The 13,522-nt window shown below is 41.9% G+C and carries 11 protein-coding genes; 5 read left to right on the forward strand and 6 right to left on the reverse strand.

What is annotated here, in order from left to right; all coding sequences use genetic code 11:
- Window positions 1-59 precede the first annotated feature (59 nt).
- Together cutC and PROVRUST_RS02675 are read right to left on the reverse strand one after the other, a co-directional pair.
- Window positions 60-821 carry a copper homeostasis protein CutC gene (gene cutC / locus PROVRUST_RS02670; protein ID WP_006813147.1) on the reverse strand — a complete coding sequence of 254 codons (762 nt, stop codon included), beginning with the start codon at window positions 819-821 and terminating at the stop codon, window positions 60-62.
- Window positions 822-1,003: 182 nt separating this feature from the next.
- The gene (locus PROVRUST_RS02675; protein ID WP_006813148.1) at window positions 1,004-1,558 is read right to left on the reverse strand and encodes a VOC family protein; all 555 of its coding nucleotides are present in this window, start codon (window positions 1,556-1,558) and stop codon (window positions 1,004-1,006) included.
- A gap of 199 nt (window positions 1,559-1,757) precedes the next feature.
- Here PROVRUST_RS02675 and argS point away from each other — a divergent pair, with 199 nt between their 5' ends.
- From argS to amtB, 3 genes are all read left to right on the forward strand, one after another.
- Window positions 1,758-3,488 (forward strand): arginine--tRNA ligase, encoded by a 1,731-nt coding sequence (gene argS, locus PROVRUST_RS02680; protein ID WP_006813149.1) that lies wholly within the window; start codon window positions 1,758-1,760, stop codon window positions 3,486-3,488.
- Between the two features lie 246 nt (window positions 3,489-3,734).
- Entirely contained in the window at window positions 3,735-4,073 is a 339-nt protein-coding gene (gene glnK / locus PROVRUST_RS02685) for a P-II family nitrogen regulator (protein WP_006813151.1), read from the forward strand.
- Between the two features lie 13 nt (window positions 4,074-4,086).
- Window positions 4,087-5,379, forward strand: coding sequence for an ammonium transporter AmtB (gene amtB / locus PROVRUST_RS02690; protein WP_006813152.1), 1,293 nt, complete (start codon window positions 4,087-4,089; stop codon window positions 5,377-5,379).
- Window positions 5,380-5,425: 46 nt separating this feature from the next.
- Here amtB and murJ read toward each other — a convergent pair whose 3' ends face one another.
- From murJ to PROVRUST_RS02710, 4 genes are all read right to left on the reverse strand, one after another.
- Complete coding sequence (gene murJ, locus PROVRUST_RS02695) at window positions 5,426-6,964, reverse strand: murein biosynthesis integral membrane protein MurJ (RefSeq protein ID WP_039854108.1); 1,539 nt, start codon at window positions 6,962-6,964, stop codon at window positions 5,426-5,428.
- An 80-nt stretch (window positions 6,965-7,044) separates the two neighbouring features.
- Window positions 7,045-7,632: a ribosomal protein S5-alanine N-acetyltransferase gene (gene rimJ, locus PROVRUST_RS02700; RefSeq protein WP_006813154.1), complete on the reverse strand. Its 588-nt coding sequence runs from the start codon at window positions 7,630-7,632 to the stop codon at window positions 7,045-7,047.
- Between the two features lie 527 nt (window positions 7,633-8,159).
- Window positions 8,160-8,936 (reverse strand): hypothetical protein, encoded by a 777-nt coding sequence (locus PROVRUST_RS02705; protein WP_006813155.1) that lies wholly within the window; start codon window positions 8,934-8,936, stop codon window positions 8,160-8,162.
- A complete protein-coding gene (locus tag PROVRUST_RS02710; protein WP_006813156.1) occupies window positions 8,917-11,154 on the reverse strand; it encodes a lipase family protein in 2,238 nt (745 codons plus the stop codon). Before PROVRUST_RS02710 ends, PROVRUST_RS02705 begins: the two co-directional genes overlap by 20 nt.
- Window positions 11,155-11,609: 455 nt before the next feature.
- Here PROVRUST_RS02710 and mdtH point away from each other — a divergent pair, with 455 nt between their 5' ends.
- Complete coding sequence (gene mdtH, locus PROVRUST_RS02715; protein WP_006813157.1) at window positions 11,610-12,815, forward strand: multidrug efflux MFS transporter MdtH; 1,206 nt, start codon at window positions 11,610-11,612, stop codon at window positions 12,813-12,815.
- A 39-nt stretch (window positions 12,816-12,854) separates the two neighbouring features.
- Window positions 12,855-13,415, forward strand: a complete 561-nt coding sequence (locus PROVRUST_RS02720; protein WP_006813158.1) for a lipoprotein — start codon at window positions 12,855-12,857, stop codon at window positions 13,413-13,415.
- Window positions 13,416-13,522 lie beyond the last annotated feature (107 nt).

Raw genomic sequence — 13,522 nt, forward strand, 5'->3', positions numbered from 1 at the left:
ATTAAATAGAATATTTTAATCCATCGTAAATTCATCCAATTTTATTCTGAATTTACCCTTTAAGCTGATATTTTTTCTGTAATTGAAATAAAGCCTTTCATCGCTTCAACCGTCAACCCATCCACACAATAATGCGTAAACTCATCACTTTCACTATTTGATGCCATTGTGACACCTACTTTGCGGTAGTTCATACTCGATGGTACGGTTTTTCCTGCCGAGCTATGTACTTCGGTTAAACCAATCTCCATAAACTTGGTCAAATTCGCTAAGCGAACCCCTGCTCCAGCCATAATAATGGGACCATTAATTTCACGGCTTTTTTCATGCAACTCTTTCAATAGTGGTAAACCCAATTCAGCGCTTTGCTGCTGACCTGACGTTAAAATACGTGCAACGCCCAAGTTTTTCAGTTGCTCTAATGCGAGTAACGGATTAATGCACATATCAAATGCACGATGGAACGTGATTTCCATGCCCTCAGCAATTTCCATGAGGATCTGCATCCTTCCGATATCAATACGCCCTTCAGGGTCTAGCAATCCGATCACCGCACCGGGAAACCCCATCTGCTTGATCATCAGCAAATCTTCGCGAATTGCATCGAACTCGCTCATGTTATAGCAAAAATCCCCGCCACGAGGACGGATGATCGGGTGAACTGGAATATGCAATTTTTCTCTAGCCAGTTTTAAATATCCATAACTCGGCGTGAGCCCGCCATCTGCGGCTCCAGAGCAAAGTTCAATACGGTCAGCACCATATTCTTGAGCCACTTGTGCGCACTCTATTCCAAAACAGCAAATTTCCAGTTTTGCCATGAAGACCTCCAAAATGTGGTAAGGATCACTTCCTTAAAAATACCCAATAATGTCACTACAAAAAATAACTCTACGATTAACGATTCAGCTAATATGCCACTTTTTGTTAAATGTTATCTGCGCAACATCACACCGTAGGTGAGTTAACGAAAAGTAATTATCAATAACGTTAATTCCATCACTTATTTTTCGCTTTCAACGATGTTTCTAAGGGAAAATGGGTGATATTTGATAGTAATTAGGTTATTTGTCACTGCTAATGTAGGATTAGGTAGTCTTTCTTGCTGACCTTTAGGCTGGCTGACTTTACAATAATAGCCTTCTGGCAAAGGTTCCGGCAGTAGAGATCGCGCTGTTTTTTCTAACACTTCCGGCTCAACCTCAATCACCATTTCGATATGCTCCCAACTCTCTTGGGGATAGATTTTATCCTTTGGAAATGGTAACTCGATAATAAAAACATCCTGCCCCACCACTTGAATTGGCTTTTTCAAATCATATAAACGGATTGGGCGCCCATTGATAAGATTATCCGAAAGTAACTCTGCGCATTGCAAGAGCCCTTCATGCCAACGTTCTGCGGTTGCAATGTGGTGACAACGTACGGAAATATGATCGATGCAATAATCGGCTAAAGAGAGATTTAACGCTTGAGCCATACTGGTTAGCTTGCGTTCAAAATGTGGAAGGTCCTGCTGAAGATCTTGCAACTGGGGAATTTTATCGAAATCTAACATTAAAAATTACTCTGCCAAAATCATTTGTCTCATTAAGAACAAGTGAAATGATAATAATAAAAGAAAACAAACTCCCCCGACTGTAGCACGACTCCCCCAAAATATGGTATAAAACCAGCCGATTTTTCTCTTCCACCTTTTAGTTCAGCGCATGTGATGGCACAATGTGGTAACTATGTTCGTTATTTAAGGTAATCCGGTGAATATTCAGGCTATTCTTTCAGATAAAGTGAGTGCTGCAATGCTAGCAGCGGGAGCTCCAGAAGGCTGTGATGCCCTTGTGCGTCAATCAGCTAAAGCGCAATTCGGTGACTATCAGGCCAATGGTGTGATGGGCGCAGCGAAAAAAATGGGTATGCCTCCCCGACAACTGGCCGAGCAAATTGTTAGCCATTTAGATCTTGAAGGTATTGCAACGAAAGTTGAAATCGCCGGTCCCGGTTTCATCAATATTTTTATCGACCCGACTTGGGTTGCTACTTATGCAGAACAAGCGTTGACCAGTGATCGTCTAGGTATCGCGCCAGTTAAGCCAGAAACTATCGTCATTGATTACTCTGCACCGAACGTTGCAAAACAGATGCATGTCGGCCACCTACGCTCGACCATTATTGGTGATGCTGCCGCACGTACCCAAGAGTTTTTAGGCCATAAAGTTATCCGTGCTAACCACGTTGGTGACTGGGGTACGCAGTTCGGTATGCTGATTGCTTACCTAGAGAAAGTCCAGAATGAAGATGCTAGCGATATGGCACTGGCTGATCTCGAAGCGTTCTACCGTGAAGCAAAAAAACATTATGATGAAGATGAAGATTTCGCCGTCCGCGCTCGCGGCTATGTAGTGAAATTACAATCTGGTGATGAATACTGCCGTAAAATGTGGCGTAAATTGGTCGACATCACCATGCAACAAAACCAAGAAACTTATCACCGCTTAAATGTCACATTAACTGAAGATGATGTGATGGGTGAAAGCCTGTATAACAGCATGCTACCGGGAATTGTTGCTGATCTTAAAGCGAAAGGTTTAGCCGTTGAAAGTGAAGGTGCTACCGTTGTTTTCCTTGATGAATTTAAAAACAAGGAAGGCGAACCGATGGGAGTTATCGTCCAGAAAAAAGATGGCGGTTACCTTTATACCACAACGGATATTGCCTGCGCTAAATACCGTTATGAAACGCTGCATGCGGATCGTTCCCTGTATTATATCGACTCCCGCCAGCATCAACATTTAATGCAAGCTTGGACCATCGTCCGTAAAGCCGGTTACATCCCAGAATCAATGGCGCTTGAGCACCATATGTTTGGCATGATGTTAGGTAAAGATGGCAAACCATTCAAAACGCGTTCTGGTGGTACTGTTCGTCTGTCTGATTTGTTGGATGAAGCAGTTGAACGAGCGCAAACACTGATCCGCGAAAAGAATCCTGACATGCCAGAAGATGAATTATTGAATCTGGCGAATGTCGTTGGGATTGGTGCAGTGAAGTATGCGGATCTGTCTAAAAACCGGACGACAGACTATATTTTCGATTGGGATAATATGCTCGCCTTTGAAGGTAACACTGCACCGTATATGCAATATGCCTATACCCGCGTTGCCTCCATCTTCAAAAAAGCGAATATTACTGAAGCAGATTTAACCCTGCCAATCGTTCTTGAAGCACCACACGAAATCGTGCTAGCAACCCGTTTAATGCAGTTTGAAGAAACTATTCTAACCGTAGCCCGTGATGGTACCCCACATGTAATGTGTGCTTACCTATATGACTTAGCTGGTCTATTCTCTAGCTTCTATGAACATTGCCCTATTCTGTCCGCAGATAATGATGCTCAGCGCCAAAGCCGCCTGAAACTAGCATTACTGACACAGAAAACTTTAAAAGTAGGTTTGGATACGTTAGGTATCGAAACAGTCGAAAGAATGTAATTTTTTGCTCTTCCCATCCTACTTATTAGCCCACTTTTTTAGTGGGCTTTTTACATCTGAACCCCATCCTCATGCTGCACTGTTTTGCACCATCAAGAAAAACCACGCTGTTTATTGCACTAATTTGGTGAGATACATCACATAATTGACCACTTATCGCCGCTATTTCGTGCCATAACAAGACATTAACATTTGGCACGCCTTTTGCTTTGATCTCTTTGCCTTTACAAAAAGACAGGGGGATTTATGAAGTACATTATCGCAATCATTAAGCCATTTAAGTTAGAAGATGTTCGAGAATCACTCTCTGAGCTCGGTATTCAGGGAATGACTATCTGTGAAGTCAAAGGCTATGGTAGGCAAAAAGGTCATGCTGAACTTTATCGAGGTGCAGAGTATGAAGTGAATTTTCTGCCTAAAGTCAAAATAGAGCTAGCCATTAGCGACGACCAACTTGAGCCCGTACTAGAGGCAATTACCAATACAGCCGAAACAGGCAAAGTCGGCGATGGAAAATTGTTTGTGTTCGAATTATTACAAGCAGTCCGTATTCGCACTGGCGAATCTGGCGAAGACGCTCTATAAGGGAGAAAATAACATGAAACGACGATTGTTAAGTTTTGTACTCTTAGCTATTAGCAGCTTCGCGTTACCCGCATATGCCTCTGAGCTAGTCATCGCGGATAAAGCCGATAACGCCTTTATGCTAATCTGTACCGTTTTGGTTTTCTTTATGACCATCCCCGGAATTGCCCTATTTTATGGCGGGCTATTACGTAGCAAAAACGTATTGTCATTGATTACCCAAGTGATGCTTATTTTCAGTATCGTGATCATTCTATGGCTGCTATTTGGTTATAGTTTAGCGTTCACCGCTGGCAATAAATTTTTTGGCGGTGGTTCACTGACTTTACTAAATTCGATGTCGTTAGAGGACTTATCTGGCTCGATCAGCCAATATATTCATGTCGCCTTCCAAGGTTCATTTGCGGTGATCACCGTAGCACTGATCGTGGGTGCGCTAGGTGAACGTATTCGCTTCTCTGCCTTGCTGATCTTTACGGTAATTTGGTTTACCTTTTCCTACGTGCCTATCGCACATATGGTATGGGGCGAAGGTGGCTGGTTAGCTAATGACGGCGCTATCGACTTCGCAGGAGGAACCGTTGTCCACATCAATGCAGCCGTCGCGGCTTTGGTGGGTGCTTATCTGCTAGGCAAACGAAGCGATTATAGCCAAATAGTCTTAAAACCCCATAACTTACCGATGGTCTTTATGGGCACTGCGGTGCTGTATGTGGGCTGGTTTGGTTTCAACGCAGGCTCAGCAGGTAGTGCCAATAATATTGCTGCACTAGCCTTGATCAATACCGTAATTGCTACCGCGGGTGCAATATTGTCGTGGACATTCACTGAATGGGTTGTTCGTGGGAAGCCTTCTATGTTAGGTAGTTGCTCAGGCTGTATATCCGGTCTCGTCGCTATCACACCAGCAGCAGGTACGGTAGGTCCGATAGGTGCGCTTGTTATTGGCGTCGTGGGTGGAGTGGTAGGTCTGTGGGGAGTGGTAACATTAAAACGTTGGTTAAAAGCAGATGACGTTTGTGATGTTTTTGGTATTCACGGAACTTGCGGCATCATTGGCTGCCTACTAACTGGAGTCTTTACTTCTGCTTTACTCGGCGGTCTCGGGTATAAAGAAGGCGTTACTTTACTCCATCAAGTCTCTATTCAGTTATTTAGCGTCGTGGTTACCATTATCTGGTCGGGTGTTGTGGCCTATATTGCCTTCAAATTGGCGGATAAATTGGTGGGATTACGTGTTTCCCCTGAAGAGGAATGCGATGGCTTGGATTTAACGTCCCATGGTGAAAGTGCTTATCACCAGTAGTTGTCTACTCCCCCTCTATTGAGGGGGGAGTTTGATTGTTTATCAATTACGCGATGCTACGTTTCATAAAATCACGGGGACGGAAACCTAATAAATATAAGGCAATAAAATAACTACCAGCCCCAACGATGACAACGCCCATTAAACGCAACATACGCATCAGCATATTGCCTTGTTGCCAATCAGGCATAAAGTGCAAGACACCGAATAACACCGCTGCCATAACAACAACCGCAATCAGTAATTTAAAAATAAAACCTTTCCATCCCGCTAAAGGTTGGAAAATATCTTGTTTGCGTAGCTGCCAATAAAGCACTCCCGCATTGAAACAGGCTGCCACACCAATTGATAAGGCCAAACCGGCATGTTGCAGAGGTCCAATAAACGCTAAGTTCATTAGCTGAGTCAGTATTAAGGTCACAATAGCAATTTTTACTGGGGTTCGAATATTTTGGCGAGAATAAAAACCAGGTGCCAAAATTTTCACTAAAATCATTCCCGTCAAGCCTACGCAATACGCCATTAAAGCATATTGCGTCATTAATGAATCGTGAGCGGTAAAATTACCGTATTGGAACAGAGATACCGTCAAGGCTTCAGATAAAATCGCCAATCCTACCGCACATGGTAAAGCCAGCAATAAGCACAAACGCAATCCCCAATCCATTAAATGACGATACTCTTGGTGATTACCGCTAGTAAAACTTTTGGCAAGGGATGGCAATAAAATCGTCCCGAGAGCAACCCCTAAAACCCCTGATGGGAGCTCCATCAAGCGGTCAGCATAATACATCCACGAAACTGAGCCCGATTGAAGAAAAGAGGCGAAAATCGTATTAATAATCAAAGAAATTTGTGCGACAGATACCCCAATAATGGCCGGCCCCATCATTCTCATCACACGCCATACGCCACTGTCACGGAAAGATAGGCGCGGTAAAACCAGCATGCCAATTTTTTTTAAATGAGGAAGTTGATAAACCAACTGTAAAAGTCCGCCAACTAATACCGCCCAAGCCAAGGACATAATCGGAGGATCGAAATATGGAGCAGCAAATGCAGCAAATAAAATCATGCTGACATTTAATAGCGTTGGTGCAAATGCGGGAACAGAGAAACGGTTCCATGTATTCAGAATCGCACCAGCAAGAGAAGCTAATGATATCAAGAAAATATAAGGGAAAGTGACACGCAATAAATTGGTGGTTAACGCAAATTTATCAGCATCATCAGTAAAGCCTGGTGCAGTGACATAAATCACCCATGGTGCTGCCAGCATCCCAGCGATAGTCACTATCGCGAGTGCAAGCGTCAGCATCCCTGAAATATAGGCAATAAACGTGCGAGTCGCCTCTTCACCTTGCTGATTTTTATATTCCGCTAAAATGGGAACAAAGGCTTGAGAAAAAGCCCCCTCAGCAAAAATCCGACGCAATAAATTAGGGAGTTTAAACGCCACAAAGAAGGCATCAGCAGAAGCGCCAGCCCCAAATACTCGGGCAATAATAGCATCGCGGATAAAGCCCAGCACCCGAGACATCATAGTCATGGAGCTTATCGCGGCTAAGGATTTCAATAAATTCATGATAATTAGACTAGAAGAAAACAATCGTAGCAGTTTAGCAGCGGATAGCCTGACTGACTACGATTGATAGGTAAATGTTTTTAGGCTTTGGTCGGCTTCCAAGTATCGTCCGTCAACGCGGTTAAGACATGATCCCGCCATTCCCCGTTAATTTGCAAAAACTGTTTTGCATACCCTTCTCGTTCAAAACCAAGGCGAGTGAGTAGGTTTCCACTGCGTAAATTATGAGGCATATAATTCGCCATAATACGGTGCATTCCTTGATGCTTTTGCATATAACGAATGGTTTGGGTTAATCCCTCATACATCAGTCCTTGCCCCTGCCATTTTTCACCCAATGAATAACCTAGATAGCAGGCATGGAATGACCCTCGCAAGATATTACTGAAATTAGCGACGCCAATAACTTCATTCTCATCTTTATCGAGTAGTAGAAAATGAAATGCACTACCTTGGCGATGCATTTCGCTCATCGCATGCAGTCGATTGTTCCATCCTGAGGGGTTAAAGTGGGAATTGTCGCGGGTTGGCTCCCATGGCGTCAAAAAGTCTTTATTTAATATGTAATAATCTGCGAGTCGATAATTATCACGCTCATAGGCTAAGCGGATAATCATTCGGTCAGTAATTAGACGCACTTTGGGTTCATTTGAACGATAACCAAACATCGTAGCCCTTAATCTATATTTAATAATATCGCCACTTTCGAAGCCTAAAGTATAACTCAAATTTATCGCTTAACTAATTCAATTCTCAGCGTAATTGAGTTATTTTTTGGACGATTAATATAAATAAGTATCTAGGAGCATACATCAGCATGTGACTAGGATTCAGGAATGTAGCCAACAACGCTGGGGTTTGACTGATTGATGCGTGATTCGTGCTCAGAAACTGTATACGACAAATTTTAAAACGATACATGACAGAAATGGGCAAGGCTTCCAATGCAGTTGGAATGACGGCGCTGATTTAAGACGCGGAAATTTCACTGATACTCTCCCTATAACGCAACAGTGCGTGTTTCGATTGGAATTCAGTTTGTAAGCATTCTCATGATGAATTAGCTCACCCAATCCCTATATTTGTCTCAGATATGACTATTTTTAATTGTAATATACGGGCTATTTTCAATATAACTAGCCCGTTTAACATAGTAAATGACGCTTATCGACGTAAAAATAGCGAGAGTAATATATTATTTCATATTGTTTGATTCTGATATTTCGAGCAGTTTTTTGTAGTCTGGAAAAATTTCTCTGGTGTACTCTTTTTTGCCATTAGGATAGATAAGCGTTGCCATTTTATCATTCTCTTTCTTTTTCACACCAATAAAATAACTGGTCATACTAGATTTATAATCTACAAATATATTAATATTTTTCGCATTTTTTACTTTATAAGTTATGGTTTCATTTTTTGCTATTAATCTAAATTGTTTAACATATCCATTTAAAAAAAATTCGCTAATTAAAGGAAATAAAATTAATGTTTCATTAATATTTCCTGATTTCTTCTCATACCCACCATCAAAAACTTGAGGTGCATTATTATCAAATACGAATGTAGCTTCCACACCAAAATTTTCAGTAATTAAAGGGTCTATTTTAGAGGGGTCTTTGAGTTTCACTTCAAACTTTATATTACTCAGTTTCCAATCACATTGACCTCCACCCAATTCAGGAATACTGACTTTTACTTGATTTGGCTGCCCTATTGATAGCGGATACATAGCTCGATGAACTCCAGGGATAGTGTACGATCCTCCATTAGCGTTTCTTCGCTCCTTACGACAAATTTTAGAGCGATAAGTTGCTGAAATGGGCAAAACCTCTAATGCATTGGGAACGGTGGCAGCAAAATGAACACTCTCTCCATGTAATGGCGGTGAAAATGAGCGGCTTTTCGCGCATCCCTGTAAAATCAACAGACTAAATAATGAAACTAACGCCGTTTTAAGATAAAGAAATTTCATGGGTACTCTCCTTGTATCGCAGCAATGCCTGTATTACTGCTTCATTTTGATTGACATTTTTTGCCAAGCTATTATGTAAAACATTCTCGAGTTCAATAAATGTCATATTTCGTTGAGCATTCAGTTTGTAAGCATCCTCATGATGGATTAACTGACTAAATCGTTGTCTGGATGTGACCAATATTGGTGTTTTTAAAGGTGCTAATGCACTGAGCAATTGGTTATTAATGATTGCTTGATACTTAATACCCATAAAATGGTCTGTCGCCATGGTGACAATCGTATCTAATGTTGGGTTGTTCCACTGCGGAAAAATTTCATTGATGATATCCGTATCCCCTTTGATTGATTGCACATAAGATTGTTGTTCTTTTTCCAGTCCCTTATCTAAGGTATTAGCTAGGCTAGGCACCAAATAAAACTTATAACTCCCATTCATACGCCAGCGTTTATGACCTAGTGTTGCGCCAGTATGGCTACGCAATTGTTCGTCACCAATTTGTCTGGCCTCAAAAAAACTCACCGTATTACCATGGTGATAGTAAACTTCACCAATATCGGGAAGCGTTTTTTGCAATGGAATTGTGGGCAATGTTGCTAATGTCCAGCTAAACCCAAAAATCGTGCCGAGTAGTCCATAAGCGTCAAATAACCAATTGTCCATATTGGTATCAAATGGGACACTGGTGACCGTATCGGCATCATTAACATGGCGGAAATGATTGAGTGATGATAACGCTTTAACGCCGCTGCCGGTAAAAACACGCGGGCTACCATACGTATAAAGGAGAGGATTATTATTTCTTAGCTCTGAGGCATGTAATAAGGCTAAAGCCCCTCCTAAACTGTGTCCGGTAATAAATAATTGTTTATTTGCAGACTTATTTTTAACATCAGTAATCTTAGTTGGAAAGTATTTTTCAATACACTGATATCCTTCTAAAAACCCTTTATGCACTTTCGCTTTTCCGGCGGAAATAATATTTTCTGGGCAAGGAATAGGTCGATAGGTTCCATCGGTAAGTGCATCTCTCGCACTAGCAGTACCTCGCCATGCGGCAATAATTTGGGTATTGTTTTCCACAAAAAACATTTGCGTGTCATGCTCGAATTTATCAACCCCATCGGCTTGTTGAACGTCTAAAAAAATAGCCGGGCGATAACGGGCGCCAAACGGTACGTCGGTAACAATCGCAGGATAAACTGAAGCATCATTAATTTCGGGGGCTTGGGATAAATCAAAACACTGCTGATAGAAAAATGACGTCGTCGTATCCTGTGTCTGGATAAATTCACGCATATCCTCGACTTCATCGGGGTCAACCATGACCTCATTTTTATACACTAGCAATGACATTAACCCTAAATTATACGCATTGACCATATCATAATCTGGCGTATGGTTAAGCACTAAAGACCACGCCCTAAAAGGACAAACTTCAATCACATTACATTGATTAAAATGCACATTATTAAATGCTAATCCATTAAATTCATCTTCCTTTGGAAAGTGGTAATATGGCAGCCCAAATTTCGCTTGCTCCCATCGTACAATATCCGGCGCTTTGTCACATAACTCACCAATCACAGCGTAACGATAGTGATAACCATTAGCTTCTGCCTGCAGTTTGACGAGGGAATGCGCTTCCCCCCTCAACGTTCGTAATAGGCGATTTTCCATTTCATCGGTGAGCGTTTGGGCGGAAGCGGTTAGTGTTGCGCGAGTGCGAGGCAATTTTTCTTGCCGAAAATAGCCATTAGCACTTGTTACACCGTGTCTAACGATATCATTGCCCACTTTCAACGTGTAAGGCATTTCCACTAAAGGCTTCCCCTGTTCATCAACAAGGAGACATTCAATCCAATGCGTCAGTTCATCACTATCGTCATTGTCTTTAGTGTTATTTTGATATTCAGAATAGGCTGACGATTCATTACCATTAGATGGCACATAATTATCAGGAATAGATGGTATAAAGCGAGCTTTGCAGGGGCAAGAGCTAAAACTTTCTAATGACCCAGCATGTTTTCTATCCTCCAGCCACATATTATTAACGCCACCGAGAATTCGATATGACCCGGAGTGCTTACCACAGCTGACTAAATCACCTTCTCGAGCCCCTGCAACCCCATACCATTGCATGGACTGGTCACCCGTTAAAATTTGTCCACCGCACGTTGTTTTATCGCCTACACGTAAAAAAAATCCTTGTGCCATATCTTATCCTTTACCAACTCGATTAAATCGCCATTCTTGATCCCCTAAGCGATATTGACAAGGAAATGTTTCCATTATTGAGAATGCTGAAGAATTAATTATCAATTGAATTTAATAGTTCATATCACAGCTAGGCGGCAAAATGAGTGAATTCCTAGGAGCATACATAAGTATGTGACTAGGATTCAGGAATGTAGCCAACAACGCTGTGGTTTGAAATATGGAGAAGTTTTATCTTCAAAATAGTTCAATATCACAGCTAGGCGGCAAAATGAGTGAATTCCTAGGAGCATACATAAGTATGTGACTAGGATTCAGGAATGTAGCCAACAACGCTGTGGTTTGAAATATGAAGAAGATATCGATAAAAAAATATCATCATACACACCACCTAATTCCCTGATACTATTAATAAAGAATCATTCCTTCCGTTACTACTTTTTTGATGGTGTCGCATGGCGCAGGTGTCACGGGCTAGAAGCCTCGGCAAATACTTTCTTTTACTAGACAATATGTTGGTTGTTCTAGGCTTTTTCGTCGTTTTTCCACTGATCTCTATTCGCTTTGTCGACCAACTTGGTTGGGCTGCGGTCGTCGTTGGCTTTGCGCTTGGCCTTAGACAATTAGTCCAACAAGGTTTAGGCATCTTTGGCGGAGCAATCGCTGACCGTTTCGGCGCTAAGCCCATGATAGTCATTGGTATGTTATTGCGTGCTGCTGGTTTCGTTTTGATGGCATTAGCCTATGATCCTTGGGTGTTATGGCTATCCTGTGTACTTTCAGCATTAGGTGGAACCTTATTTGACCCACCACGAACCGCATTAGTCATTAAGCTTACTCGCCCTTATGAGCGGGGCCGTTTTTATTCCCTGCTATTGATGCAAGATAGCGCTGGCGCAGTTATTGGCGCACTTATTGGTAGCTGGTTACTACAATATGATTTCCATTACGTGTGTTGGGCTGGTGCATGTGTTTTCATTATTACGGCTATTTGTAATGCTTGGTTGCTTCCTGCATACCGAATTTCTACGGTAAGAACGCCAATTCGTGAAGGAATGAGCCGCGTATTAAAAGATAAGCGCTTCGTTACCTACGTGATCACCCTTTCCGGCTATTTTATGTTGTCGGTACAAGTGATGTTAATGTTCCCTATTGTGGTCAATGAACTAGCAGGCAGCCCCGCAGCCGTGAAGTGGATGTATGCCATAGAAGCCGCTATTTCTTTGACTTTGCTCTACCCTATTGCCCGCTGGAGTGAAAAACATTTCCGCTTAGAACAACGTCTTATGGCGGGGTTATTTCTGATGAGCCTCAGCATGTTCCCGATTGGCATGACAACCTCAGTGAATATGTTATTTGCTTTAATCTGCCTATTTTATTTAGGCACGGTTACCGCCGATCCAGCCCGAGAAACCTTGAGTGCATCACTGGCTGACCCGAGAGCCCGAGGCAGCTATATGGGCTTTAGCCGTCTAGGATTAGCCCTCGGTGGTGCAGTTGGTTACACGGGTGGTGGCTGGATGTATGACATCGGGCACCAGTGGAATATGCCGCAATTACCTTGGTTCCTTCTTGGCATCATCGGATTCATCACTTTATGGGCCCTTCATAAGCAGTTTAATCGTAAAAAAATTGAAACAGTCATGTTGAGCGGACAGTAATACGCTACACTTGCACCATTACTGTATGAAGGAGTGGTTATGAAAAATATTTTATTGGCATCTCTATTTGGATTTTTATTTATTCTTACGGGTTGTGACAAATTAACCGAGTTTACGATTAGCGAATCGCAAATTAATAGCTATTTAGCTAGCAAAGTAAAATATGAAAACAATATTGGTGTCTCCGGCGTTGCTGATGCGGATATCACATTAAGTAACTTAACCACTGAGATTGGACGTAGTGAGCCAGGAATTATCACCCTAAATGGCGAGTCTAATGTGAAACTGAATTCATTCATTGGCGCTGCTGATGCAAAGATTGCGTTGACGTTAACAGCACGTCCTGTTTTTGATGTAAGTTCTGGCTCTATCTATCTGAAAGAGCTTAAAATTACCAAATATACGATTACACCTCAAAATATGGATACAGCTATCTCTGCCGTCATTCCTTATTTAAATAGCTCTCTAGAAACCTTCTTCGAGCATCAACCCGTCTATGTTTTGAATCCTGAAAACAGTGCGGCTGAAGCTACGGCTAAAAAGCTAGCCAAAGGATTAGAAATTAAGCCCGGAAAGCTGGTTATCCCAATGGTCGATTAGTGACCATAAATATTTTTGATTGATAAATCTAAAAATGAAAAAGCAACCTTCGCTACAGGTTGCTTTTTTCTCCAAACTAAAAAGTGTCATTTTTGATACTTTAATCA

The sequence above is a fragment of the Providencia rustigianii DSM 4541 genome (assembly GCF_000156395.1).
GTDB lineage: Bacteria > Pseudomonadota > Gammaproteobacteria > Enterobacterales > Enterobacteriaceae > Providencia > Providencia rustigianii.

Excerpts from the sequence above, each read along its gene's own strand:
- cutC (WP_006813147.1), bottom strand. The coding sequence starts at position 821 with ATGGCAAAACTGGAAATTTGCTGTTTTGGAATAGAGTGCGCACAAGTG.
- PROVRUST_RS02675 (WP_006813148.1), bottom strand. The coding sequence starts at position 1,558 with ATGTTAGATTTCGATAAAATTCCCCAGTTGCAAGATCTTCAGCAGGAC.
- glnK (WP_006813151.1), top strand. The coding sequence starts at position 3,735 with ATGAAGTACATTATCGCAATCATTAAGCCATTTAAGTTAGAAGATGTT.
- amtB (WP_006813152.1), top strand. The coding sequence starts at position 4,087 with ATGAAACGACGATTGTTAAGTTTTGTACTCTTAGCTATTAGCAGCTTC.
- murJ (WP_039854108.1), bottom strand. The coding sequence starts at position 6,964 with ATGAATTTATTGAAATCCTTAGCCGCGATAAGCTCCATGACTATGATG.
- rimJ (WP_006813154.1), bottom strand. The coding sequence starts at position 7,632 with ATGTTTGGTTATCGTTCAAATGAACCCAAAGTGCGTCTAATTACTGAC.
- PROVRUST_RS02705 (WP_006813155.1), bottom strand. The coding sequence starts at position 8,936 with ATGAAATTTCTTTATCTTAAAACGGCGTTAGTTTCATTATTTAGTCTG.
- PROVRUST_RS02710 (WP_006813156.1), bottom strand. The coding sequence starts at position 11,154 with ATGGCACAAGGATTTTTTTTACGTGTAGGCGATAAAACAACGTGCGGT.
- mdtH (WP_006813157.1), top strand. The coding sequence starts at position 11,610 with ATGGCGCAGGTGTCACGGGCTAGAAGCCTCGGCAAATACTTTCTTTTA.
- PROVRUST_RS02720 (WP_006813158.1), top strand. The coding sequence starts at position 12,855 with ATGAAAAATATTTTATTGGCATCTCTATTTGGATTTTTATTTATTCTT.